The organism is Ruegeria sp. BG5, assembly GCF_056538425.1.
Genome location: NZ_JBQFTC010000001.1, coordinates 579,505 through 604,410 on the forward strand (window position 1 = coordinate 579,505; position 24,906 = coordinate 604,410).

Annotated in this window: 24 protein-coding genes; 8 read left to right on the forward strand and 16 right to left on the reverse strand. The window is 62.2% G+C overall.

From position 1 onward, the window contains the following. Positions 1 to 53 precede the first annotated feature (53 nt). Both ACR0KX_RS02725 and ACR0KX_RS02730 read right to left on the reverse strand, forming a co-directional pair. Entirely contained in the window at positions 54 to 2,294 is a 2,241-nt protein-coding gene (locus ACR0KX_RS02725) for a molybdopterin cofactor-binding domain-containing protein (RefSeq protein WP_170622386.1), read from the reverse strand. A 3-nt stretch (positions 2,295 to 2,297) separates the two neighbouring features. Beyond that, positions 2,298 to 2,762 (reverse strand): (2Fe-2S)-binding protein, encoded by a 465-nt coding sequence (locus tag ACR0KX_RS02730; protein ID WP_170622387.1) that lies wholly within the window; start codon positions 2,760 to 2,762, stop codon positions 2,298 to 2,300. Between the two features lie 99 nt (positions 2,763 to 2,861). On the opposite strand from ACR0KX_RS02730, the gene ACR0KX_RS02735 reads away from it, so the two are divergent. Continuing rightward, positions 2,862 to 3,440, forward strand: coding sequence for a TetR/AcrR family transcriptional regulator (locus ACR0KX_RS02735; RefSeq protein ID WP_170622388.1), 579 nt, complete (start codon positions 2,862 to 2,864; stop codon positions 3,438 to 3,440). On the opposite strand, the gene kynU is transcribed toward ACR0KX_RS02735, so the two are convergent. Continuing rightward, positions 3,433 to 4,626, reverse strand: a complete 1,194-nt coding sequence (kynU, locus tag ACR0KX_RS02740) for a kynureninase (RefSeq protein WP_170622389.1) — start codon at positions 4,624 to 4,626, stop codon at positions 3,433 to 3,435. The genes ACR0KX_RS02735 and kynU overlap by 8 nt on opposite strands. Positions 4,627 to 4,799: 173 nt before the next feature. Here kynU and ACR0KX_RS02745 point away from each other — a divergent pair, with 173 nt between their 5' ends. From ACR0KX_RS02745 to ACR0KX_RS02755, 3 genes are all read left to right on the forward strand, one after another. Continuing rightward, positions 4,800 to 5,249 carry a methyltransferase family protein gene (locus ACR0KX_RS02745; RefSeq protein ID WP_170452009.1) on the forward strand — a complete coding sequence of 150 codons (450 nt, stop codon included), beginning with the start codon at positions 4,800 to 4,802 and terminating at the stop codon, positions 5,247 to 5,249. A gap of 125 nt (positions 5,250 to 5,374) precedes the next feature. Next, positions 5,375 to 6,946 carry a Re/Si-specific NAD(P)(+) transhydrogenase subunit alpha gene (locus ACR0KX_RS02750; protein WP_170622390.1) on the forward strand — a complete coding sequence of 524 codons (1,572 nt, stop codon included), beginning with the start codon at positions 5,375 to 5,377 and terminating at the stop codon, positions 6,944 to 6,946. 13 nt (positions 6,947 to 6,959) lie between these two features. Continuing rightward, positions 6,960 to 8,414: an NAD(P)(+) transhydrogenase (Re/Si-specific) subunit beta gene (locus tag ACR0KX_RS02755; RefSeq protein ID WP_170622391.1), complete on the forward strand. Its 1,455-nt coding sequence runs from the start codon at positions 6,960 to 6,962 to the stop codon at positions 8,412 to 8,414. Positions 8,415 to 8,490: 76 nt separating this feature from the next. Here the strand turns inward: ACR0KX_RS02755 and ACR0KX_RS02760 are convergent, their stop codons facing one another. From ACR0KX_RS02760 to ACR0KX_RS02795, 8 genes are read right to left on the reverse strand one after another with little or no spacing between them, the layout of a single operon-like run. Continuing rightward, on the reverse strand, positions 8,491 to 8,898 hold the full coding sequence (locus ACR0KX_RS02760; protein WP_480707811.1) for a Rid family hydrolase: 408 nt from the start codon (positions 8,896 to 8,898) through the stop codon (positions 8,491 to 8,493). Continuing rightward, entirely contained in the window at positions 8,895 to 10,076 is a 1,182-nt protein-coding gene (locus ACR0KX_RS02765) for a malate dehydrogenase (protein ID WP_170622392.1), read from the reverse strand. Before ACR0KX_RS02765 ends, ACR0KX_RS02760 begins: the two co-directional genes overlap by 4 nt. Further along, positions 10,076 to 10,699: a BMC domain-containing protein gene (locus ACR0KX_RS02770; RefSeq protein WP_170611731.1), complete on the reverse strand. Its 624-nt coding sequence runs from the start codon at positions 10,697 to 10,699 to the stop codon at positions 10,076 to 10,078. The genes ACR0KX_RS02765 and ACR0KX_RS02770 overlap by 1 nt, the downstream gene beginning before the upstream one ends. Then, entirely contained in the window at positions 10,696 to 12,075 is a 1,380-nt protein-coding gene (locus tag ACR0KX_RS02775) for an aldehyde dehydrogenase family protein (protein ID WP_170622393.1), read from the reverse strand. Before ACR0KX_RS02775 ends, ACR0KX_RS02770 begins: the two co-directional genes overlap by 4 nt. Beyond that, entirely contained in the window at positions 12,075 to 13,259 is a 1,185-nt protein-coding gene (locus tag ACR0KX_RS02780) for a hypothetical protein (protein WP_170622394.1), read from the reverse strand. Before ACR0KX_RS02780 ends, ACR0KX_RS02775 begins: the two co-directional genes overlap by 1 nt. 19 nt (positions 13,260 to 13,278) lie before the next feature. Continuing rightward, positions 13,279 to 13,587, reverse strand: a complete 309-nt coding sequence (locus ACR0KX_RS02785; protein WP_170622395.1) for a BMC domain-containing protein — start codon at positions 13,585 to 13,587, stop codon at positions 13,279 to 13,281. Positions 13,588 to 13,627: 40 nt separating this feature from the next. Continuing rightward, positions 13,628 to 13,894 (reverse strand): EutN/CcmL family microcompartment protein, encoded by a 267-nt coding sequence (locus ACR0KX_RS02790; protein WP_170622396.1) that lies wholly within the window; start codon positions 13,892 to 13,894, stop codon positions 13,628 to 13,630. After that, complete coding sequence (locus ACR0KX_RS02795) at positions 13,894 to 15,186, reverse strand: glutamine synthetase family protein (RefSeq protein WP_170622397.1); 1,293 nt, start codon at positions 15,184 to 15,186, stop codon at positions 13,894 to 13,896. The genes ACR0KX_RS02790 and ACR0KX_RS02795 overlap by 1 nt, the downstream gene beginning before the upstream one ends. A 91-nt stretch (positions 15,187 to 15,277) precedes the next feature. Here ACR0KX_RS02795 and ACR0KX_RS02800 point away from each other — a divergent pair, with 91 nt between their 5' ends. Further along, positions 15,278 to 16,417, forward strand: a complete 1,140-nt coding sequence (locus tag ACR0KX_RS02800; RefSeq protein ID WP_170622398.1) for an FAD-dependent oxidoreductase — start codon at positions 15,278 to 15,280, stop codon at positions 16,415 to 16,417. A 6-nt stretch (positions 16,418 to 16,423) separates the two neighbouring features. On the opposite strand, the gene ACR0KX_RS02805 is transcribed toward ACR0KX_RS02800, so the two are convergent. Genes ACR0KX_RS02805 through ACR0KX_RS02820 form a run of 4 tightly spaced genes read right to left on the reverse strand, consistent with a single transcriptional unit; the run spans position 16,424 to position 20,179 of the window. Next, positions 16,424 to 17,119 carry a type 1 glutamine amidotransferase gene (locus ACR0KX_RS02805; protein WP_170622399.1) on the reverse strand — a complete coding sequence of 232 codons (696 nt, stop codon included), beginning with the start codon at positions 17,117 to 17,119 and terminating at the stop codon, positions 16,424 to 16,426. Beyond that, positions 17,116 to 18,540, reverse strand: a complete 1,425-nt coding sequence (locus tag ACR0KX_RS02810) for an FMN-binding glutamate synthase family protein (protein WP_480707812.1) — start codon at positions 18,538 to 18,540, stop codon at positions 17,116 to 17,118. Before ACR0KX_RS02810 ends, ACR0KX_RS02805 begins: the two co-directional genes overlap by 4 nt. Beyond that, positions 18,525 to 19,238, reverse strand: coding sequence for a GltB/FmdC/FwdC-like GXGXG domain-containing protein (locus ACR0KX_RS02815; RefSeq protein ID WP_170622401.1), 714 nt, complete (start codon positions 19,236 to 19,238; stop codon positions 18,525 to 18,527). The genes ACR0KX_RS02810 and ACR0KX_RS02815 overlap by 16 nt, the downstream gene beginning before the upstream one ends. Further along, positions 19,235 to 20,179: a class II glutamine amidotransferase domain-containing protein gene (locus ACR0KX_RS02820; RefSeq protein ID WP_170622402.1), complete on the reverse strand. Its 945-nt coding sequence runs from the start codon at positions 20,177 to 20,179 to the stop codon at positions 19,235 to 19,237. Before ACR0KX_RS02820 ends, ACR0KX_RS02815 begins: the two co-directional genes overlap by 4 nt. A gap of 126 nt (positions 20,180 to 20,305) precedes the next feature. Here ACR0KX_RS02820 and ACR0KX_RS02825 point away from each other — a divergent pair, with 126 nt between their 5' ends. Together ACR0KX_RS02825 and ACR0KX_RS02830 are read left to right on the forward strand one after the other, a co-directional pair. Continuing rightward, positions 20,306 to 20,977, forward strand: coding sequence for a GntR family transcriptional regulator (locus ACR0KX_RS02825; protein ID WP_170622403.1), 672 nt, complete (start codon positions 20,306 to 20,308; stop codon positions 20,975 to 20,977). 104 nt (positions 20,978 to 21,081) lie between these two features. Beyond that, positions 21,082 to 22,719, forward strand: coding sequence for an acyl-CoA dehydrogenase family protein (locus ACR0KX_RS02830; protein ID WP_480707813.1), 1,638 nt, complete (start codon positions 21,082 to 21,084; stop codon positions 22,717 to 22,719). Between the two features lie 86 nt (positions 22,720 to 22,805). Here the strand turns inward: ACR0KX_RS02830 and ACR0KX_RS02835 are convergent, their stop codons facing one another. Next, the gene (locus ACR0KX_RS02835; protein WP_170622405.1) at positions 22,806 to 23,741 is read right to left on the reverse strand and encodes a LysR family transcriptional regulator; all 936 of its coding nucleotides are present in this window, start codon (positions 23,739 to 23,741) and stop codon (positions 22,806 to 22,808) included. Positions 23,742 to 23,887: 146 nt separating this feature from the next. Between ACR0KX_RS02835 and ACR0KX_RS02840 the strand changes: the two genes are divergently transcribed. Beyond that, positions 23,888 to 24,904 (forward strand): TRAP transporter substrate-binding protein, encoded by a 1,017-nt coding sequence (locus ACR0KX_RS02840; protein ID WP_480707814.1) that lies wholly within the window; start codon positions 23,888 to 23,890, stop codon positions 24,902 to 24,904. The last annotated feature ends 2 nt before the right edge of the window (positions 24,905 to 24,906 follow it).

The following is a 24,906-nucleotide window of genomic DNA, read 5'->3' on the forward strand; positions in this document are numbered from 1 at the left end:
TGTCGAGGGCAGATTGATCCCCGGCCCTGTACGGACAGGACCGGGGTGTTCGCTCAGATCAGCAGATTGAACTGCTTCATCAACGGCAGGGTGCGGGCGCGTTCGCCGGTCAGGTCGAACAGTGCGTTGCCTAGTGCTGGCATTGAAGGCGGCGTGCCGGGCTCGCCCGCGCCGCCCATATGACGGTTGGTTTCCAGCACGCGCACCTCGACCTGCGGGGCTGTGTGCATGCGGATCGCGTCGTAGTCGGGGAAGTTGTACTGCTCGACCTCGCCTTCGGCAAAGGTGATCTCGCCGTAACAGGCCGCCGACAGGCCATACATCATGCCGCCAAACAACTGGGCCTTGACGTTTTCCGGGTCCAGCGCCAGCCCCATGTCGCAGGCGATCCACGCTTTGTTGATGCGGATGGTGCCGTCTTCGTCGACCACTTCGATGACCTGAGCCACAGGTGTTCCGAAGCTGTACGTAAAGGCCACGCCGCGCCCGACGCCGTTGGGTGTTTGACCCGTCCAGCCGGACATTTCTTTCACTGCTTCCAGGCAACCGGCCGAGGGTGCATGTTCGCCCTTCATCAACTCCAGCCGGAATTCCAGCGGATCGCGGCCAGCGGCGTGGGCCAGTTCGTCCATGAAGGTTTCATGAAAAAACCCGTTGTGGCTGTTCCCGACCGAGCGCCAGAAGCCAACGGGGACATTCAGATCGGCGATATGGCCGCTCATGCGATAGTTCGGAACGGCGTAGGGCTGGTTAAAGAACCCTTCGACCAGCACCTTGTCCGGACCCGCGCCGGGAAGGCCGGTGTAGCGCCCGACCGCCTGCTGCGTGCAGGATTGTGCCGCCACTTGACCGTCGATCAGAACTGCCTTGCCGTCCTGAACCGCGCCCCGCATCCGGGCGATGGCGCCGGGGCGGAAATAGTCGTGGCGCATGTCTTCTTCGCGGCTCCAGGTGGTTTGCACCGGGGTTCCGGGCATGGCCATGGCAACCTTGGTGGCGATCTCGCCAAAGTCCAGCTCTCCGCGCCGACCGAATCCGCCGCCCAGATAGGTGGTGTGAATCTGCACCTGCTCGGTCTCTAGTCCGGCGGTGTTGGCGACGCGGAACTGGATCAGGGTCGGGGCCTGATTGCCGCACCACAGCTCCAGCGCGTCTCCGGTGTAAAGCGCAGTGGCGTTCATCGGCTCCATCGTCGCGTGGGCGAGGTAGGGCAGCTGGTATTCCGCCGTGATCTCGGTTGCGCCTTCGGGCGTGACGCTGACATCGCCGTCGTCGCGCATGGTCGAGTTCGGCGAGTCGTCAAAGGCTTCGGCGATCTTGGCGAAGATACCATCGGTGTCGGGCGGATAGGGCGCGTCGCCCCAGTCGACATCAATGGCCTCGACTGCCTGATTGGCGAGCCAGGTGTTGTTGGCGATGACCGCAACGCCGGTGCCCAGATCGACGATCTGTTCGACGCCAGGCATGGATTTTGCGGCGCTGTCATCAAAGCCGTTCATCGCGCCGCCCAGTTTGGGGTTCATGCGAATGGCGGCGAATTTCATGCCGGGCAGGCGCACATCGACGCCGAATTCCGCCGTGCCGGTGGCCTTTTCCACCATATCCAGACGCGGCTGGGTCTGACCCAGATAGCGCCATTCGGACGGATCGCGCAGGGGTACCTCGATCGGTTCACGCGCGGCGGCGTCCATCGCAAGCTCGGTATATGCGATCTTGTCGCCGTTAGGTGCGATCACATGGCCCGATGCGGTTTGCAGTTCCGACGGATCAACGCCCAGCCGGTCAGCGGCGGCTCGTTTCAGTGTTTCGCGCGCCGATGCCCCGGCCTGACGCATCCGTTCGAACCCGTCCTTCATCGAGGTCGAACCGCCGGTGACCTGCAGGCTGAGTGTTCTGCCCAGAACGCCCAAAGCCTCAGCCAGATTGTGCTGGAAATTTGAGATATCATAGCCCTTGTTTGGCAGACTTTCGCCAATCAGGGCCGAGTTGTAATAGGCCGCTGCAGCCGGGCCGTGCAGAACGGTGATCTGATCCAGATCGACGTCCAGTTCCTCGGCAATCAATGCGGCCCAGGTGGTTTGTACGCCCTGTCCCATTTCGGCGCGGGGGGCAAACAGCGTCACACCGTTCTGGTCGATCAGGATGAACGGGTTCAGCGCGGCCTCGCCTTCGCCGGGCTTCAGCGGGTTGGCGGCGGGGCGGGTGACGTAATAGGCCCCAAAGGCGACACCGCCGACAATTGCGGCAGACCCGATCAGAAAGGTGCGGCGCAGGATTTTTCCAACTTTGCCCATAATTTACGCCTCCTTCAATTTGCCAGCAGCGTCGTGGATTGCGGCGCGAATACGGGGATAGGTGCCACAGCGGCACAGGTTGCCTTGCATCGCTTCGTCAATGTCGCCATCGGAGGGTGAGGGGTTTTCGGCCAGCAAAGCCGCCGCCTGCATGATCTGCCCGGACTGGCAATAACCGCATTGCGCCACCTGATGGTCAACCCAAGCCTGCTGGATCGCCGACATCGCATCGGGCGCGCCTACGCCTTCAATCGTGGTCACATCGCCCCAGACATCCGAAAGGGCCACCTGACAGGAGCGCACAGCCTCACCATCGATATGCACGGTGCAGGCCCCGCAGGCGGCGACACCGCAGCCGAATTTGGTGCCGGTCAGGCCGACCTCGTCCCGCAAAACCCAAAGCAGGGGGACATCATCAGGCAGATCAACCTGATGCGCTGTTCCGTTTATTTTCAGGGTGGTCGCCATGGCGCACCTCTCGCTAGCTGTGGCAGTTTCTGACATAATTGGTGAAAAGTGTCAGTATGTCAATTGACAAAATAGACGAAAACTGTCAGAGCTTTGGAAATGAAGGATTCAAGTGAAGACAGACGGCAGGCAGCCATCCTGAATTCGGCGTTTCAGGCGTTTTCCAGCTATGGCTTTCGCAAGACCTCGATGGATGACATAGCGCGCGGCGCGGGAATGTCCCGTCCCGCCGTCTACCTTCACTACAAGAACAAAGAGGCGATCGTTCGCGAGCTGACGCAACTGCATTACGCAGAAAAGATTGCCGCCGTGGCCGAGGCTCTGGCGGGCGAAGGATCGGTTTCGGACGTCCTTGCGTCAGCGGTCAGGGCACAAATGGATGGTATGGCGGCTATTCTGGCCTCGCCCCATGGGGTTGAAATGCTGGATACGACCAAATCCATGTCGACCGACATAGTCGAACAGGGGGAGGCCGATCTGACCGATCTTTTCGCCGCGTGGCTGACCAGGATGCAAGCCGAAGGCCGTGCGCAAATCTTCGCCGCGCCGCATGAGACGGCCACGACCATTACAGCAAGCCTGAAGGGCATCAAGCTGACCTCATCCAGTGCTCAGGATTTTGAACAGCGCATTGCCCAGTTGGCGGCGTTGATCGGGGCCGGGTTGGAGGTCAGGTAACCCGCTGGCGGATCTTGTATTCGGGCCGGTCCCAAAGCCGGTTGCTCATGATATCCGCCAGAATTTCGACGGCCCGATCCACATCCCCTTCATCGATATAAAGCGGTGTGAACCCAAAGCGCATGATGTCCGGGGCCCGGAAATCTCCAATCACGCCACGGGCAATAAGCGCTTGCATCGCGGCATAACCGTTGGAGAACCGGAATGAGATCTGGCTGCCGCGCTGGACCGGATCACGGGGGCTGGCAAGTTCCAGATCGGGGCAGGTGGCCTCGACGCGGGTAATAAAGCGCTGGGTCAGTTCAATGGACTTGGTGCGCACATCGTCCATCTCGGCCATGTCCCAGATGTCCATTGCTGCCGACAGGGCGGTCATCTGAATAACCGGCGGGGTCCCGACCCGCATCCGTTCGATCCCGGCGCCGGGGCGATAATCCAGATCAAAGGCAAACGGAGCCTCGTGGCCCAACCAGCCGGACAAGGCCGGGCGCACCTGGTCAGAAAGGCGCGGCGCGACGTAGATAAAGGCGGGAGCACCCGGTCCGCCGTTGAGATATTTATACGTACAGCCGACGGCGAAATCGGCATTGCACCCGGCCAGATCCACCGGGATCGCACCTGCCGAATGCGCCAGATCCCAAACCGTCACCACGCCTTTGGCATGGGCCTGGTCGGTCAGCGCTTTCATGTCATGCATCCGCCCGGTGCGGTAATCGACCTCGGTCAGCATCAGAACGGCGATCTCATCCGTGATCGCTTCGGCCACCTGTTCGGGCTCAACCACGCGCAGTTCGTAGTCCGCGCCGAGCGATCGCAACAGCCCGTCGGCCATATACAGATCGGACGGGAAGTTGCCATTGTCCGACAGCACAACCCGGCGGTCCGGGTTCAGTTCCAAAGCCGAGGCAACCGCCTGATAAACCTTGATCGATAACGTGTCGCCGACAACAACGCTGCCGGGTTCGGCCCCGATCAGCCGCCCGATCCGGTCGCCCAGACCTACCGGCATCCCCATCCAACCGGCCTTGTTCCAGCCCGTGATCAGCATCTGGCCCCATTCGTCGGACATCATGGCCTGAACCCGGTCGGCCGCCCCTTTGGGTACAGGCCCCAAAGAGTTCCCGTCCAGATACACCATGCCATCTGGCAGCGTGAACATGGCCTTGGTTGCGGCGAAATCAGTCATGGCAGCTCACTTTATCGTTTCAAAGTCGCGGGTTACCTTGGGCGTAAACGATCCCCGCCGCCCTGTCCATTGAATGCGACATACTGAGGTTTTGCTATTTTGGCCTGAAAACGATAGGACAGCGCCCAGAAACGACACGTGCCCTTACGTGGCGTCAATCTTCGAGGATTGCGATGCGCTGGATCGATGTTCCCCCTGTTTGGCTTGCGGGTTTTGTCCTGTTGGCCTGGCTGCAGGCGCGGTTCCTCAGCTTTGGTCTGTCGCTTGACGGGGGGCTGACTGATCTGATCAGCGGAGTGCTGATCGGCGGCGGCATCCTTCTGGCGGTCCTGGCCGTTGTCGAGTTTCGGCGGCATCAGACCACCGTCATCCCCCATGGAACGCCCAGCGCGATGGTGCAGTCCGGCATCTACAAGCGCAGCCGCAACCCGATCTATCTGGGCGACGTTCTTATTTTGGCAGGGCTGATCCTGCGGTTCGACGCGGTCGTGTCGCTTGCCCTTGTCCCGATCTTTGTCTGGGTGTTGGAGCGGCGCTTCATTCTGCCCGAAGAAGACCGGCTGCGCCGCACCTTTCGCGCTGATTTCGCCCGCTACGAACGCAAGACACGGCGCTGGGTTTAGGAGGGGGCGGCAATGACACAACGTAACAAATGCTGCGCTTGCGAAATAAAATTGCGCGAGATACACGTTTTCTTAACAATCAATACCGAGGACCTGCTCGGCCTTGGAACCACGGGAGATTGCCAGTGAAAATAGGCACACCAAGAGAGATATATGAGGGTGAGAATCGGGTTGCGATGACGCCTGAGTCTGCTGTTCAGTTGCAGAAGCTGGGGTATGAGTGCCTGATTGAGACGGGTGCGGGTGCTGCGGCCGGGTTTTCGGATGCGGTTTATGAGGCGGCGGGTGTTGAGGTTGTGAAGACCGCGGCGGCGCTGTGGAAAGAGGCTGACATTGTTGCCAAGGTGCGCCAGCCGAATGCGACGGAACTCAAGCGTCTGACCAAGGGCAAGACCCTGATTTCCTTCTTCAATCCTGCCGGGAACGAAGAAGGCATGGAGCTGGCCAAATCCAAGGGCGCGAATGTGATCGCGATGGAGATGGTGCCTCGGATCAGCCGCGCGCAGAAGATGGACGCGCTGTCCTCGATGGCCAATATCGCCGGTTATCGTGCGGTCATTGAGGCGGGCAACAACTTTGGCCGGTTCTTCACCGGTCAGGTGACGGCGGCGGGTAAGGTGCCGCCTGCCAAGGTGCTGATCGTGGGGGCCGGTGTGGCCGGTCTGGCGGCGATCGGGACCTCGACCTCGCTGGGTGCGATCACCTATGCGTTCGACGTGCGCCCCGAAGTGGCCGAGCAGGTCGAATCGATGGGCGCCGAGTTCGTCTATCTGGATTTTGAGGAACAGCAGCAGGATGGCGCGGCCACCGGCGGCTATGCCAGCGTTCAGTCGGAAGAATTCCGCAACGCGCAGCTGGCCAAGTTCCGTGAGTTGGCGCCAGAAATGGATATCGTCATCACCACGGCGCTGATCCCGAACCGCGAAGCGCCTGAGCTTTGGACCAAGGACATGGTCGAAAGCATGAAGCCGGGCTCGGTCATCGTTGACCTTGCGGCGGAAAAGGGCGGCAACTGCAAGCTGACCGTGGCGGATGAGAAGATCGTGACCGACAATGGCGTGACCATCATCGGCTATACCGACTTCCCCAGTCGGATGGCGGCGCAGTCCTCGTCGCTTTATGCGACGAACATCCGTCACATGATGACTGACCTGACGCCTGAAAAGGACGGCCAGATCAATCACAACATGGAAGATGACGTGATCCGCGGCGCGACCGTGACCCATGAGGGCGAGATCACCTTCCCGCCGCCACCGCCGAAAGTGCAGGCGATTGCGGCGCAGAAGAAACCCGAGGTCAAGGAACTGACCCCGGAAGAGAAAAAGGCGCAGGAAATTGCGGCCTTCAAAGCGCAGACCAAACAGCAGTTCACCCTGCTGGGGGTCGGCGGCGCGCTGATGCTGCTGGTGGGGCTGATCGCTCCGGCCAGCTTCATGCAGCACTTCATTGTCTTTGTGCTGGCCATCTTCGTGGGCTTCCAGGTGATCTGGGGCGTCGCGCACAGCCTGCACACACCGCTGATGGCGATCACCAACGCGATCTCGTCGATCATCATCGTTGGGGCGTTGATGCAGATCGGGTCGGGGTCGTTCCTGGTCATTCTGCTGGCGGCGCTGTCCGTCTTCATGGCCGGGATCAACATCTTCGGCGGCTTCCTCGTAACCCGGCGCATGCTCGCCATGTTCCAGAAATCTTAAGGAGGCCGGGCACATGGAATTTGGCTTCACTACTGCCGCCTATGTCGTTGCGGCTGTTCTGTTCATCCTTTCGCTCGGCGGTCTGTCGAACCAGGAAAGCGCCAAGCGCGCGGTCTGGTATGGCATCGTCGGTATGGCGCTGGCGGTCTTTGCCACGCTGGTTGGCCCCGGTTCGGGTCTGTGGCTGCTGTCGCTGCTGCTGATCGCGGGCGGTGGTCTGATCGGTCAATATGTGGCGCAGCGCGTCCAGATGACCGAGATGCCGCAGCTTGTTGCCGCGATGCACTCGCTGGTGGGTCTGGCGGCTGTGTTCGTGGGCTTCAACGCGCATTTTGAGATCGGCAACGTGGCGCAGGTCATGGCGATTGCCGACAGCGCGTCTCAGGCGGATCTGAGCGATCTGGGCGCGTTTGCCAAGCTGATCGCCAAGAAAACCTCGGCCGAGCTGGCGATCCTGCATGTCGAGCTGTTCCTGGGCATCTTCATCGGTGCGATCACCTTTACCGGGTCGGTCGTGGCCTATGGCAAGCTGGCGGGCAAGGTGACCTCGGCGGCGACCAAGCTGCCCGGCGGTCATGCGCTGAATGCGGCGGCTGCTGGTCTGTCGCTGATCTGTCTGGTCTGGTACACTATGTCGGGCGGTCTGCTGCCGCTGATCCTGATGACACTGGCGGCGCTGTTCATCGGTTATCACCTGATCATGGGCATCGGCGGGGCCGACATGCCGGTGGTTGTGTCGATGCTGAACAGCTACTCGGGCTGGGCGGCTGCGGCGATCGGCTTCTCGCTGGGCAACGACCTGCTGATCGTTGTTGGTGCGCTGGTGGGCTCGTCCGGTGCGATCCTGTCCTACATCATGTGCAAGGCGATGAACCGTCACTTTGTCAGCGTGATCCTGGGCGGCTTTGGTGGCCCGCAGGGTGAGCAGATGGCCGTTGAAGGCGAACAAGTGGCCATTGACGCCGATGGTGTTGCAGCCGCGCTGAACGAGGCCGACAGCGTGATCATCATCCCGGGCTACGGCATGGCCGTGGCGCAGGCGCAGCAGTCGGTCAGCGAGCTGGTCCGCAAACTGCGCGCCAAGGGCAAAGAGGTGCGTTTTGCGATCCACCCCGTTGCCGGTCGTCTGCCGGGCCACATGAACGTGCTGCTGGCCGAGGCCAAGGTGCCCTATGACATCGTGCTTGAGATGGACGAGATCAATGACGACTTCCCGGAAACGGATGTGGCCATCGTCATCGGTTCGAACGACATCGTGAACCCTGCGGCGCAGGAAGACCCCAACAGCCCCATCGCCGGGATGCCGGTTCTGGAATGCTGGAAGGCCAAGCAGGTGTTTGTCTCGAAACGCGGTCAAGGCACCGGCTATTCGGGCATCGAAAACCCGCTGTTCTTCAAGGAAAACACCCGCATGTTCTATGGCGACGCCAAACAGTCGCTGGACAAGCTGCTGCCCATGATCGACTGATCAAACGGGTCGTAATCAAAACGCAAAGGGCGCCAATGGGCGCCCTTTTCTTTTTTGCGGCGCGTCGAATGGCCGTTCAGAAATCGATCTCGCCGGTTTCATCGTGGATCACCGCATCCACGTCGATCTCCACCATCAGACCGGGTTGCGTCAGACCCGCCTGAACGGCGGTCAGGACCGGGTCGATACCCTTGAACACCTCACCATGCACGCGGGCGAACTCGCCTGCCTTTGACAGGTCGGTCAGATAGGCCCGCACCCGGCCCACATGGCGCAGTTCGGCTCCTATCTGCTTTAGCGCGTCTTCGGTGCGGGACAGGATATAGCGCGTTTGCGCGCCCACATCGCCGGGCGCATGGATGCGCCCCGTGGGTTCGATTGCCGTCGTGCCCGCGACCCAGACAAATGGCCCGATCCGCTTGGCCCGGGAATACGAGGCAACCTCTTCAAACCGTCCGCCGGATTTCCAGATGCGGACCGTCACAGGCCCAGCCTCAGCCGGATGGCATCCGCAGCCGCTTGCAGCGCCGCCTGTTCTGAGGGCGTCAGGCGCAGTTCCTCGACCTCGACCAACCCGCCCGCGCCAAGATGGGCGGGCACGCCCAGTACCACGCCATCAATGCCATATTCGCCCTGCAGCATGACCGAGACCGGAACCGGGCCGGTCCGCGCACCCCGGATGTGGTCAATCAACTCGATCGAGGCATGGGCCGGGGCAATCGTCGCGGACCCCGATTTCTTGAGCGCCACAACCTGCCCGCCCCCGGTGATCGCATCCTGCACGCAGGCATCGATCTGCCCGGGCGACAGGAACACGTCCAGCGGTCGACCCTTGATGCGGGCGCGGCTGGGGATCGGGGCCATCTCGTCGCCATGGCTGCCGAGGGTAAACGCCTCGACATCCGCAGGTGTGACACCGGCGGCCATCGCCAGTGCGTTGCGGAACCGGCTGCTGTCCAGCGTACCTGCCATGCCCAGCACCCGTTCGCGCGGGAAACCCGTGGCGCGCAGCATTTCGACCGTCATTTCGTCCAGCGGGTTGGTCACTACGATCACGATGGCATCGGGGGCGGCGGACCGGATCGCCTCAGCCGCCTGACGGATCACACGGGCGTTCACGTCGATCAGATCGGCGCGGCTCATGCCCGGGCGGCGGGCGCGGCCTGCGGTGACGACGACAACCTCGGCCCCGGCCACCAGATCCAGAGACTCTCCGCCGGTACACCGGGCGCGGGCACCGGTGATGCCGGATGTGTGGTTGAGGTCCAGCGCGGTCGAGGCCGCCAGCCCCGGCGCGATGTCGATCAGCGCAATCTCATCCGCGATATCCGCCATTGCTGCCAGATGCGCGATGTTGCCGCCAACGCCCCCGGCACCAACCAGAGCCAGCTTACCAAGCCTGCGCGCCTCGCGTGGCGCGCGCGACGGGGCGACCCATTTGGGCGAGCGGCGATAGAGCACCCGGCGCATCGATACCGCGCCATCGGTGCGCGGCGGTTGCGGACGTTCCAGTGGCCCATCCACCAATGTGATGCCCACCCGTTCCGCCGTTTCGCGGGCCAATGCGGTCACGATGTCACCGGGCAAAACCTCGAACACGATCCGGCCGCGGCGGCGGGCGTCTTCGACCGCGTCCGAACCTATGACGCGCGGGGCAGCCATCACCCGGCCTGCCCGTCCACGGCCTCAATGGCGCGGGTGGCAGCCTCGACAGCGGTTTTGACCGAGTTTTCCGAGCCCGAGATAAACAGACGCCCGAACCGCCCCACGGCACGCACCTCGACAATGTCGATCTCGGCGGCTTTTTCAGCCTCATTCGCGGCGATTGAGATATAGGCGGCGGGCGCGCATTCCACGATGCCCAGCGTCTGCCCGGGCACGATCAGCGCCCCTTTGCGCCATTTGTTCAGCAATTGCGCCTGATAGGGTTCGACGCTGGTGATGATCTGCGTCGAACTGATTGCGGGCTTCAGCCGGTCCGACATCGACGCGCCAAGTTCCGCCAGCATCGCATCGCGCGCGGCGGACACTTCGGCATTCGAGGGTGAGCGCAGGATGAAAAACCCGAACTCGCGTTCCACCATTTGCGTCGTCGCCTCGACCGAAGACGCCTTGAGCGCCCGGTCGATCAGCGAGAACACCCCGTTGCCGGGCGCAAACTCACCAATCAGCACGGTGTCGCCGGACAAGGGCACCGAGCCCTGCACCGTCGCGCCGTTATAGGCGGCAAATTTAGGTTGCAGGTTGTCGATCTGCATCAGCGCCCGGATGGTGATCTCGCTCATGCGCCATACTCCTCGTAAATGTCGCGCCAGGGTCTGCTTTCATAGGCGACCCGCTTGATATTGATCAGATGCAGGGCCGTCACGTTGTCCGAGGTGATCGAGCCCGACCACGTGCCGGTGCCCAGCATGAAGGATGGTTCCAGATCGGTGGAATAGCCCATGCCGCCCATGATCCCCGGCGTGTTCACCAGCACCCGGCCTGTTGGGACCGTTGCGAACCGGGCCACCACCTCAGGGTCATCGGAGTGGATGACCGAGGAATGGCCCCAGCCTTCGAATTTGGCGATGGATTGTGCCAGCTCAATACCGTGATCGGTGGATTTCGCCTCATAAAACGCCAGCACCGGGTTCAGCTTTTCCGCCGAAAGCGGGCGGTGCCAGCCCACTTCGACCTCTTCCGACACCAGACAGCGGGTGCGCGGCGGGATCGAGAATCCGGCGGCATCGGCCAGCGCCTGCGGGCTTTGCCCGACCCGTTCCGGGTCCATCATCCGCGCGCCTTTGAAGATCACTTTGGCCAGCCGGTCGGCCTCGGCCGGGGTGCAGAAATAGGCCCCTTTGAGTTTCAGCTCGTGCCGCAGGTCGCGGGCGATTTCGGGGTCGGTAACCACGGCCTGCTCGCTGACGCAGGCGGTGCCGTAATCGAAACTTTTCGAGGCCACGATCATCTCGGCCACTTCGGCCAGATCGCGGGCTTTGGATTTATGCACGTAACAGGGCACATTGCCCGCCCCAACTGCCAGCGTCGGCTTGCCGCTGGAATAGGCGGCCTTGACCATCGCCGGGCCGCCCGTGGCCATCACGACCGAGGTGCGGCGGTGTCGCATCAACTCGGCTGTGCCCTGAATGGTCACCGCATCAAGGCATTGGATCAGCCCCTTGGGCGCACCCATCTGTTCGGCCACACGGGCCATGATGCGCACGGTTTCGATCCCGCAATTCACGCCGCGCGGATGTGGGGCGCAAACGATGGCATTGCCCGCCTTCACCGCCGACAGCACCTTGTAGATGATGGTCGAGGTTGGGTTCGTAACCGGAATCAGCGCGGCCACCACGCCCATCGGTTCACCAAAGGCGGCGACCTTGGTGGCATCGTCGCGCCAGAGCAGACCAAGGGTGGTCACATCGCGCAGATAATCCGCCACCGACAGGGCGTTGAACAGGTTCTTGACCCGCTTGTCGGGCACATTGCCATACCCGGTTTCCTCGACCGCCAGTTGCCCCAGCCGTTCAGCCTCGGGCTCGATGGCGCGGGCCATGGCGTCAACGATGGCATCCACCTGCGCGGGGTCGGTGCCCAGTAAGGCGCGGTAGGCCTCGAACGCGGTTTCAGCAGCGCGGCGGGCAGCGGCGATGGAGTTCAGGTCAGCGTCCATCACGCGCCTCCGGTGGCTATGGTGTCAAAGATACGGCGGGCCTGATCGACGTCGCCTGCTGTAATTCCGATCGTTTCCAGCCGGCGACCAGCGGCAGCCACGTCTGCGCCCAAAATCCGGTCTGACATGGCGATCAGGCTGCTGGTCAGCGGCGTCGGAATGCCTGCCAGTTCCCCGGCTGACACAAGTGGCACCAGAGAGCCCAATACCCCGTCGCGCATCAAACCGCGCGCGGCCCGCTGATCCGGGATCGGACGCGCACCGGCCCCCCGCTCGGCCCCGGCAAAGGTCGAGACCCAGTCTTCGGTCTGCGGCAGGTTGCGCACGCCAAAGGCGGCGGCAATGCGCCGCCTCTCGTCGGCGAGCCCGTGAATCACCGCCATCTGGTCGGCCCCGATCAACGCGCCAAAGGTCTGGTTCTCCGCAAGCGGAACACCACCCATCGGCACGGCGGGACCGCCGCTGCCCATCGCCGCCCCGCCAAGGATCAGCGCCGGTATCTCAACCGCGGCGGACAGGTCGCTGAATCCCGATGCCAGAACCGACTCGACCGGGTGCAGGTTCGGCAGGTAGCGCGACAGAGCGTCCAGGACCTGATCCCGCCCACGAGGTAAGGTCGCCGCAGCCATCGGTGCGGCTTGCGAGAGTGTCAGGCCCGAGCCCTCGGCCCGGTACCAGTAAGGCAGGCCCTGAACCTCGACCAGCGTGACATCGGCGGTGCATCCGCCGATCCGCAGCAGCCATGCGGTTTCAACCGCACCCAGCGACCGGCCCGGGGCCAGAACCAGTATCTGCCCGTCGCTCAGGTGATCGGCCAGCACCATGGCATAGGTCCGTTGTTTGTGGATCGGACCGGTCAGGAAAATCGCCTGAGCGTCGCGCACCGCCGCATCAAGTTCCGCGGTGGTGCGCACCGATGGACCGTCGCGGTCCACCTGATAGGTGCCCACCGGCCCATCGCCCTGAATGCCGATGCCCGAGGATTGGGCCAGCAGCGCCAATTCGGCCCCATAGGCCGAAAACAGGGTGACATCCGCCCCTTCAGCCAGACACAGCGCCGCCAGCAGGCGGGCGTCCGGCCCGCCGCCCAGAACGCAAATACGGTCGAGCCGGGGCGGCTCGGGCGCGTCCCGCGTGGCGCCGCGTGTCACGGCGCGGGTGAAATCCTCGAATCCGGCTGACATGAGACCTCCTCAGACGGGATCAGGCCGTCGATCCGGAACCGAGGCTGTCGATGATCCCCTCAAGCTCGTCATGAGGGCGCGCGATGACGTGGACCGAGACCACTTCGCCGACCTTGTTGGCCGCTGTCGCACCTGCGTCGGTGGCCGCTTTGACCGCGCCGACCTCGCCGCGCACAAGCGTAGTGACCAGCCCGCCGCCGGCTTTGGTCTGGCCCACGATTGCAACGCTGGCCGCTTTGACCATCGCATCGGCTGCTTCGATTGCACCGACCAGACCCCGGGTCTCGATCATGCCAAGGGCCATCTGCCCTGCCGCTGGTTTCGCCATTTTCTGTTCCTCCGAAGATAAAAGTTCCGCGTGTTGTGACTCAGGTGATCGAAACGCGATCCACCACTGCGACGATGGCCAGATCGACCGGAGCGGTGGACAGCCCCGCAGCCATGCGCGCCGCCGATCCGGTGACAAGCAGCACCGTGTCGCCGACCCCCGCGCCGCAGGTGTCGACCGCGACAAGCGCCGGGTCGATCAGTTTGCCCTTGCTGTCGATCAGATCGGTCAGCAGCAGTTTCGATCCCACCAGCTTGGCGTCCTTGGCGGTTGCCGTGACGGTTCCTGCGACCTTGCCCAGATGCATCAGAGCGTCCTCAGATAACGGTCCAGTTCGACCTGCGTGACCTGCTGGTTGAAGAAATCCATCTCGCGCTCGGCCTGTTGCACCACCAGTTGCCACTGCATCTCGCCCAGCACGTCGCGCAGCCAGTCCGAGCCCTGCGCCAGCGCAATGGCCGTTGGCAGATCGGTCGGGATCGGATCGCCGATACCCACTTCATAGGCGTTTCCGGGTGTGGGATCGGTGGGGGTCAGCCCCTGTTCGATCCCGTCCAGACCGGCGGCAATCTCGGCGGCGAGCAGCAGGTAGGGGTTCGCATCCGCCCCCGCATCGCGCTTTTCGACGCGCACGGCACTGTCGGAGCCCTCGATCACCCGAATGCCCACGGTGCGGTTGTCATAGCCCCAGCTGGTGTTGATCGGGCAGAACGTATAGGGCTGCCGACGGCGATAGCCGTTGACCGTCCCACCGCCGCAAATCGACATCTCGCACATGCGCTGTTGCAGACCAGCAATGAAGGATTTTCCGGTGTCGTTGATCTTTCCATTGTCGGCAAAGACGTTCACGCCATCCTTCCACAGTGAATAATGCGTGTGGAACCCGTTGCCGGACTGATCGAAGAACGGCTTGGGCATGAAGGTCGCCAGATAGCCATGGGCAATGCCCAACTGGCGGATCAGGGATTTGAACAGAACCACGCGATCCGCCGCTGCGAGGGCTTCGCCATAGCGGATATTCACCTCGATCTGACCGGCTGCGTATTCCGGGTTCGACTGTTCGATGGGAATGCCGCATTCGTTGATCTGCTGGCGGATCGGGCCAACGATATGTTCCATCCGCGCCGCGCGGCCCAGGCCATAGACCTGAATGCCGCTGTCGCGCGGCTGGCCGGTTTCGGGATCGAGCAGGTAGAACTCCAGTTCGGTGCCCACATTGACCTCAAACCCCATGTCGCGGGCGCGGTCGACCTGACGGACCAGAGCCTGACGGGGATCGATCGGCACCGGCTTGTGATCCATGCCCTCGGCGCGGCCAAAACAGACCGCAACGCCGGGTTCCCACGGTACCGGCACGGGCTGCGTCAGCGGAAATACATGCATGTCCGGATAGCCATTGTCGAAATTGACATAAGGCGTGTCCCAGACATCGCAGGTCATGTCGATGGCCAGCAGGGCAATCGACAGCGCATTGCCGCTTTGACAGACGTGATCCCAATGGCTGGCCGGAATGCGCTTGCCGCGCATGATGCCGTTCAGATCACCCACACCCAGAATGACGGTATGTATGCCCTCGGGCAGTTCAAACCCCGAACTCATTTGCGCGCGCTCCCTGTTTTTGGCTTTATAATTGCTGTATTCTGTATACAGTATTCACAAAGCCAGCCCGGAAACAAGGAAAATCTGCGCCATGTCCAAAAGCTCTGTCATCGTTGTCGGGGGTGGTATTGCCGGGGTCATGACCGCGCTTACCCTGCAACGGCGCGGCGAGACCGTGACGCTGATCGACCGATGGGAACCGGGACATTCCCGTGCATCTTCAACGGATTACAACCGGGTGATCCGCGCCATTTCCGGGCGGGATGAGTTCTATACGCGGTGGGCGCGCGAAAGCCGCCTGCGGTGGTTAGAGCTACAGGCCGAGAGCGGGCAGAACCTGATGTATGAATGCGGCGCGCTGATTCTGGCGACCGGCGGGCATTGCGACTGGGAAGATGCCACTGCCGAAACCTTCGACCGGGTCGGCGTGCCCTATTACAAGTTCGCGCGGCAGGACATCGAGGCCCGGTTTCCGCAATTCCGGGTGCCCGATATCTACTATGCCCTGTTCGAGCCCGAGGCCGGGATGCTGATGGCCCATCGCTGTGTGCTGACCGGGTTGGACCTGTTCCGCCGCGCGGGCGGCACCGTGCGGCGCGGCCGCGTCACCACCGACGGGTCCGAGCGACCGATGCTGGACGGCAAACCGCTTGAGGCTGATCTGATCGTCATCGCCACCGGCCCCTGGATGGCGGATATGTTCCCCAAAACGATCAAGCCGATCTCGACCGTGGTTGGGGTCAATGTCCTGTATACCTCGACCCCCGACGGGTCCGAGGATTTCGACATGAGCCGGATGCCCTGCTGGATCGATCACGGGCAGGGCTCGTTCGGGCTGCCGTCCTCCGAAGGGTCGGGCGTCAAGGCGGCGGTGGTGATCCCCGACAAGATCGATCTCGACAATGACGAACGGCTGATCCGCCGGGAAACGCTGGGCCGCACCCGCAGCTATATCCGCCACCGCCTGCCGGGGCTGGACGGGCAACGGGTGGTGGATTCCAAGTTCAACCAGATCATCCTGACGCCTGACACCCATTTCATCGTCGACTGGCACCCCGAGCATGACAACGTGCTGTTCGCCGGTGGGTGTTCGGGGCATCTGTTCAAACACGCGCCGGTGTTCGGAGAGTTCGTGGCAGGCGTCGGATTAAAGGATTTCAGCACCGCCGACCGGTTCAGGATCGCCGGTCGCAGAAAGCTGAGCCCCAAGGAAAGCCCCAGCGGGCGTTAACCCCCTTTAGTCGGGCCTGTAGGTTCCGCGAAACAGATCAACGGCCTCAGACACCGCCAGATCCAGGGGCACGTCGCTGCTGTGAAGGTCGGCCAGACCGGCATCAGCCTCATACCCGGTCAGAAACACATCGCGCCCGCGCTGGAACAGGTCGCGCAGGTGGACGGCCTGGTATTCGGGGTGAAACTGCACCGAACGCGCCGGGAAATCATAGTCCAGCGCCCCAACCGGGCAGTGACTGGCCGCCCCCGTCACCCGCGCGGATGGCGGCACCTTCGTCACTTGGTCCTGATGCCAGACATAGGCGTCCACATGATCGCCGCCATACTCAAAGCGCCGCGCGCCAACGATATTGCCAACCGCCGCCTTTTCGGCTTTGCCGCCATAGACATCGGCCATGATCTGATGGCCAAAACAGATGCCAAAGACCGGCTTTTGCCCGGCTTTGCACTCCACCAGAAACGCCCGCAAGGGCTGCATCCAGTCGGCGTCATCATAGACCCCAAACTCCGAGCCTCCAACGATGACGCCATCGAAATCCTCAAGCGCGGGCAGTGGCGCGCCGTCCACCACATCGGTTGCGGTAAACCGTGCCTCGGGCAGGTGCGGCGCAAGCCAGTTGCGGATCTGCTGCGCCGTGCGCGGCAGATCGTGCAACAGCGGCAGCGGATGGCCGGTCAGTTCAAGAAGCGCAATCCTCACCAATCAAACGCGCGGTCGATCCCGGCCATCTTGACGCCGGTAAAGGCCGAGGCCTCAAAGCTGAGCGCGCGCAGGTCTTCGACCTCCAGATTATGGACCGAGGATTTGCCGCAGGCCTTAGCCAGTGCGGTGATCTCCATCGTCATCGCGGTCAGATAGCGGGCGATGCGCTCGGCCCCGGCATGGGGGTTCATGCGCGCCTCAAGCGCGGGGTCCTGCGTTGCCACACCCACCGGGCAGCGACCCGTGTGACAGTGGTGGCACGCGCCCGGAGAGGTGCCCAAAGCGGTGTAATCCTCAAGATAGCGCGGGCTGTTGCACCCAAGGGCCACCATCGCCGCGTTGCCGATCATCACCGCATCCGCGCCCAAGGCCAGACATTTGGCGGCGTCCACACCCGACCGGATGCCACCGGCGGCGACAAGGGACACTTTGCCGGTCATGCCGCAGTCGTCCAACGCCTCGCGCGCGGCGCGAATGGCGCTCATGGTCGGGATGCCGGTGTGGTTCAGCAGCAGTTCGGGCGAGGCGCCGGTGCCGCCCTCGGCCCCGTCCACCACAACCACATCCGCGCCCGCTTTGGCAGCCACGGCGACGTCGAACCGGGGACGGGTTGCGCCCATCTTGATGAAGATCGGCACCTGATAGTTGGTGGCGATCCGCAATTCCTCGATCTTGACCGCCAGATCGTCGGCCCCAAGGAAATCCGGATGCCGGATGGTCGAGCGTTGATCGACCCCTTCGGGCAATGTCCGCATCTGGCTGACGCGCGGGCTGACCTTCATGCCCAGCAACAGGCCACCGGTTCCCGGCTTGGCCCCCTGCCCCACCACGATCTCCAGCGCGTCCGCACGGCGCAGATGGTCCAGATCGACCCCATAGCGCGCGGGCGACATCTGATAGAGTAGGCGTTGCGAGGCTTCGCGCTCTTCCTCCAACATGCCGCCTTCGCCGGTGCAGGTCATGGTGCCCACTTTCGAGGCCCCATAGCCCAGCGACGCCTTGGCCGAGGCCGACAGCGCGCCGAAAGACATGGAGGCGATGTAGATCGGGATTTTCAACTCCATCGGACGTTCGACCAATCCACGCCCGCCACCCAGAACGGTCGTCGTATCACAGCTTTCACGGTAACCTTCCAACGGCAGGCGGGTCATTGTCGCCGGGACAAAGGTCAGGTCGTCAAAGGTCGGCATCCGCTTGTTGAACGTGTTGTAGCCGCGCACCTGATACCGGCCCAACTGCGCCAAAGCGTGAACCTCCGAGATCGCCTCGGGCGTCCAGCGCGTCGATCCGCCTTCGTCGTATGAGGAGGGCACGCCCGCCGGGCGACCCTCGATTGCGCCTGCGTCGCGGAACCGGATTTCCTCCTCGGGGGCGACGTCGAATGGATACTCATAGGGTTTACTCAGATCATGAGCCATGCGCTTGCGTCCCTGCTTTCAAAATACCAAAGGCGTTGACCGGAAACCATCTTGCGCCAGTTCCGGGAGCTGTCGACCAGACCGAGCGGGTCGAGGATCGCATCGACCTCGGCCACTTCCTCGGCGGTCGGTTCGATCACGTTGACATCGACACCGACGCTGTCGACCTCGCCCGCGACCCAAACCTCACCTTCCCACAAAGCATCAGCGCAGGACTCGCCCGCGCCACCCAATGCGATGATCCGCCCGGAATGCGCCATAAAGCCGGATTGATAGCCTATCTTGCCTTCGACCACGATATTGCCGCCTTTCATGGCCACCCCGACACGCGGCCCGGCATCGCCCTTGACGTGGATCGTGCCACCAATCATCGCGGCCCCGCAGGACATGCCCGCATAACCACCGACAGTGATGTGACCCTTGGCCATGCCTTCGCCCACAGCCCAGCCGCAATTGCGTTCGATGGTGATACTGGCCCCGGTATTCAGCCCGCCGCAGTAATATCCAACCGAGCCTTCAAAGGTGATGTCCACATTATCCGGCAGGCCCACGCCCAGATTGTGCCGCGACAGCGTATCCACCACGCGGATCGGCCGACCTGTGGCACAGGCGGCCATGATGTCCCGGTTCACCTCGCGGATATGGCGCTTGCCAACCTCGATAACGATCTCATCCATCTGTGCTGCCACCTCGCTCATGCTGCCAGGGTCCGGTTGCCGACGCCCCAGATGCCGGTCAGCGAGGGGCCGTCATAATTGATCACGTCACATTCCTCGGTCATCACCCGGCGCACGGCCTGTTCCTCGGTCGCGGCGGCCAGATCGCCGTTGCGGTTGACGACGACCAGCGGCTTCATCGCAAAGCGGTCCTTGGCAAAGCCGATCCCGTCCGGCGTTGCGATCATGTAGGTAAAGACCCCGTCGATCGAGGTGATCGACTTTTTCAACGCCTGCTCCATCGTCAGGCCCGCTTTCATCTGGTCGCTGACCCAGACCGCGATCAACTCGCTGTCATTCTCGGTCAGGAACCGATAGCCCGCGCGGGTCAACCGGTCGCGCCAGGTGAAATAGTCGGTGATCTGCCCGTTATGGACAATCGCCACATCCGAAAACGGCCGCGCCCAGAACGGGTGCGAGGCATTGGGCAGAACCGAGCTTTCCGTCGCCAGCCGCGCGTGGCCCAGCCCATGGGTGCCGATCATGTCGCGCACGCCATGTTTCTCGGCCACCGCCTCGGCCCCGCCGATATCCTTGATGATCTCAAGACTGCGGCCGCAGGACTGAACCTCGATCCGGTCGGTCAGTTCATCGGCATCTGCGACCCAGGCCTGCAGATTCGACGGGTCCGAGATCTCGATCCGAAAACAGTAATGGCGGTTTTCATCCGTCACGATCCGGGGGTCGGACAGAAAGCTGCTGCCATGTTCACGCAGAACGGATTCAAAGGCGGTCAGGTCCGCATCCTGCCGGGACTTGTCAAACCCCATGCCACGCAGGACATACCCGGTTTCGCGTGGCACGCCATAGACAGCAAACCCGGTGCTGTCCGCGCCCCGGTGTTCCTGCGCATCCATCAGGTCAACCAGATCCGCACCAACCTTGCCGGGCGCGGCCAGTATCCTGCCAGCTATTCCACACATGAAGAGCTCCCTGTTCAATCGCGTTTGTATACTGTATACAGTACACGAGTAATAGCAACCCTATTCGCCTTGGCACCTGTTGGATTTTTGAATACAGAATTCAAAAGACAGAAAGAGAGGCTGCGAGTGGCTCTGAAACAAATAAAGACACAACGCCGACGGCTGGCGGATGAGGTCTATGATCAACTGGTCGACGCGATCATGAGTCGCGAGATCACGACCGAGGACCGGCTAGTGCAGGAAAAACTGGCCGCCGAGCTGAACATCAGCCGCACCCCCGTGCGCGAGGCCTTGATGCGGCTGGAAACCGAAGGCGTGCTTGAGGTTGCGGCCAGCGGCGGCTTTCGTCTCGCCCAGATGGATCAGAACGAGGTCCGGCAATTATATCAGGCGCGGGCCGCAATCGAAGGGCAGGCAGCACGGATTCTGGCCGTTCACGCCGAACCGGACGTGCTGAACCGGCTGCGAGATCTCATTCGTCGCGAAGAGGATCTGACAGACCCGTCCACCCGCGACTATTTCATCGCCAACCGCCGTATCCACCGGGCCTTCATGGTCGAGGCGGGCAACAAGTTCCTGTTGGACATGTTCGACATGATCTGGGGCAAGGCGATGGCGTTTCACCTGTTTTCGGCCATTGAAAACGTCGATATTTCAAAGTCCCTCGGAAACCATCTGATGCTGGTCGACGCCATTGCTTCGGGTGACGCGACCGAAGCGCTTGAAACCTTTACCGCCCATATTCAGGCCGGTTTTGACCTGCAGATCGAAGGGCTGAAGGAAGAACACAAAAACTGAAGCCGGTGACGGGCGGTCCAGACGGCCAGCCCGTCCGTGGATGACGCGACGATACAAATGCAAAGCAGGGGCCTCCGTGTCATCGTTTGTCAGAAATGACAGAAATGAACGTGAGCGCCATGACCACATCCGCATCAATGAGCCACCTGCCCACGCATGAGGTGCAAAACCAGCCCGTCCCCCGCGATGGTTTTGATCTTTGGGCCACCGACCCGATCCTGCGCGATCACATCGGGCTGAGTCAGGCCGATACCGCACAGATCGCCGATATGGGTGCCCGACTGGGCAGCGCCGAGATGCGCGAAGCCGGACGCGAGGCCAACCGGGTCGAGCCCAAACTGATCAGCTTTGACCGCTCGGGCCGCAGGCTGGACGAGGTGCGGTTTCACCCCGGCTATCACAAGATCATGGATCTGGCGTTTACCTCGGGCATTGCCGCAGCGGCCTGGGACGGGGCCAAGGGTGGGCACACTCACTACATGGCGGGCATGTATATGCTCAGCCAGGTTGAACCGGGAACAAGCTGCCCGGTGACGATGACCTATGCCGCCACGCCCTCGCTGATGGCCGCGCCCGAGCTGGAGCGGATCTGGCGGCCCAAGCTGACCGCGCGGGCCTATGACACGGACATGAAACCGGTACAGCAAAAACGCGCCGCCACCCTTGGCATGGCGATGACCGAGAAACAGGGCGGCTCGGATGTGCGGGCCAACACCACCGTGGCCACGCCCGATGGTGACGCCTATCGGCTGCGCGGGCACAAATGGTTCTGTTCGGCCCCCATGTCCGACGGCTTCCTGACGCTGGCGCAGGCCCCCGGCGGGCTGACCTGTTTTCTGGTGCCCCGCTGGCTTGAGGGCGAGCGCAATTCGCTGCATGTGATGCGCCTTAAAGAGAAGCTGGGCAACAAGGCCAATGCCTCGTCCGAGATCGAATATTACGACACGCTGGCCTATCGCGTGGGTGATGAGGGGCGCGGCGTGCCCACCATCATCGAAATGGTGCAGCACACCCGTCTTGGCACCGCCATGGCACCCGCCGGTCTGATGCGCGGCGCGCTGGCCGAGGCGAAATGGTGGGTCGAAGGACGCTCGACCTTTCAGCGCCGGTTGATCGACCAGCCGATGATGCGGTCGGTTCTGGCCGATCTGACGCTGGATTTCGAAGGCACAACCGCGCTGGCCCTGCACATCGCACGCGCCTTTGACAGCGGCTCGGCAGATGACATGGCCTATGCCCGTATCGCGGTCGCGCTTTCCAAGTTTCTGGGCAACAAGCTTGCGCCAACGATCGTCTATGAAGCGATGGAGTGTCTGGGCGGCGTTGGCTACACCGACGACACGCCCCTGCCCTTGCTGTTCCGTGAAACGCCGCTCAATTCGATTTGGGAAGGGTCCGGCAATGTGATCTGTCTGGACGTGTTGCGCGCCCTGACGCGCGAACCGGAAAGCGGTGAGGCACTGCGCGCGGATCTGGACAAGGCGCGCGGGGCCAACACCGCCTTTGATGCCGCACTTGATCAGCATTTTGCCCGCTGGCCTGCCCTTCCGGCAGAAGCGGAGGCCCGGTGGTTTGCCGAAAGCCTGGCCACGTTGATGACTGCGTCGGTGCTGCTGCGTCATTCACCCGCCGCAGTGTCGGATGCCTATGTCGCAACCCGCCTGAACCCGGAAGGGCGCGGCCGGATCTACGGGGCCGTCAGCGGCATGGACACCAGCGCCATTCTTGAGCGGCTGGGTTAACCCCCAACAGCCAACCGGTCCAGCCGTGCGGCGCGCGGCTGGGCAGCTTGCCTGATGCCTGAATGCAAGCCTTACATGCGCAAGACTTAGCTGTGCCCTTCCTTACCTGACCTGAATTCATCAGCGCCAGGGCACCCCCCGTTGCACCCCTGAATGACGCAATCGACAAACAGCTCAACTGCGCGTCGTTGCAGGTTGGACGTCCGCGTCGCCAGAAAAAAGGTCGAGGTCCAGTGCAATCGATCAGGGGCCAGCGCCTTTAGGTTCTTCTTCCGGCCCATGCTCTCGGCGTAATGAACCGGCAAAGGGCCCAAATAGGCTCCGGTTTCGATCAGCGTCGCCATCGCCTCCATGTTTGCCACAACGGCCTTGGGATCGCTGGGTTGAAGTTCGGGCGGCATCAGCGCGCTGTACGAGCGCTGGCAAATCTCGAAACGTGACGCGACACTCAGGTCAATATCCTCGTCCGGCCAGTCGAACAGCGGATGACCCCGACCGCAATACAGCCGGTGCTCCTCATCACACAGTTTGGTATAGCGCAATTCGGGTACCTGGCTTCGGAACGGCGCAATGGCCACGTGCACATCGCCCGAAATCAGCCTTTGCGTCAGTTCGGTCGGTGAGGCCACCACCATTTCCAGCCTGACCTCATTCGGGCGGTCAAGGAATTGTTGCAGGGACCGGGTCAGGTGCAGATCGGTCAGGGTATTCACCGCATCTACGATGCCGATCCGCAGATCGCCTGTGACGGCATCCCGAAGCTCCAGCAATTCGGCATCGAAATCCCGGATGTTGCGCAGGATCTCACCAGCCTTGCGATAGGCGATCTCACCCCGCTCGGTCAGGCGAAACCCACCGCGCCCACGTTCGCAGATCCGGTACCCCAACGCCTCTTCCAGATCACGGATTCGGATGCTGATCGCGGATTGGGTGATGCCCAAAGCGTATTGCGCATCCGTGAAGCCGCCGCATTCCACGACGGTCACGAAAGTTTCCAGCAGTGTATTTCTGAACAGTTTCAACGGCGTCAGCTCTGGCAGATTGTGCCGTTTACTTACACAACTTTCATTTATGTGAACATAAGCAATATGATATTTTTTCGTGTAATGATCTGTGCTGTGCTTCTTCCCAACAAGACCCCCAAAAGGATAAAAGGGAGGACCCCCGCATGACCTTCACTCTACGACAAATGCGCACGACCGCAGCCGCCGCCCTGCTTGGCCTTGCCCCGCTCACCGCCTTGGCTGAGGACTGGAAATTCGCCATCGAGGAAATTCCGGGCTCGATCATGGATGCCTATGCGCAAGAGTTCAAATCGCGCATCGAGGCCGCAACCGACGGCGAAGTCACCGTCACTGTCTTTCCGATGGGCACGCTGGGCACGCCCACCGAAACCGTGGAACAGGCCGCTGATGGCGTGATCCAGTTCACCAACGTTTCGATCGGCAACCTGGGTACTGTTGTGCCGGAAAGCCAGGTGTTCCTGCTGCCCTATCTGCTGCCCTCCGACCCGGCGGCGATTTCAGAGGTGCTGAGCAGCTCGGAAACCATCTATGGTCCGCTGAATGACGATTTCCGCAAGCGCGGTCTGGAAGTTCTGACCATGTATTCCGAAGGTCCGCAGGTCTGGACCACCAACCGTGAAATCCGCACCCCCGAGGATTTCGATAACTTCAAAATGCGTGTGATGGTCTCGCCTATTCTGGTCGAAACCTACAACAACATGGGCGCCAGCCCGACGCCGCTGCCGTTTGGCGAAGTGTTCGGCGCGCTGCAACTCGGTGCCATCGACGGTCAGGTCAACCCGATCCCGACCATCGAAGAGATGAAGTTCTACGAAGTCACCAGCCACCTGATCTGGGCTGGCGAGCAGGAACTGGTCACCACCGTTGTCGCCGGATCCGACTGGTTCGAAACCCTGACCCCCGACCGTCAGCAACTGGTACGTGACACAATGGCCGACATGACAGGCTTCATCGACGGTGTTGTCACCGATTTCAACCAGCAGCGTCTGGACATCATCAAGGAAGACAAGCCCGATATCGGTCTGGTCGTCCTGAGCGAAGAAGAGCGTGACGCCTTCCGCGCACGCAGCACCGGCACATCGGCAGCCTATGTCGAGACCGTAGGCCCCCGCGGTCAGGAATTGCTGGACGCCCTGCAGGCCGAACTGGCCGGAAATTAACC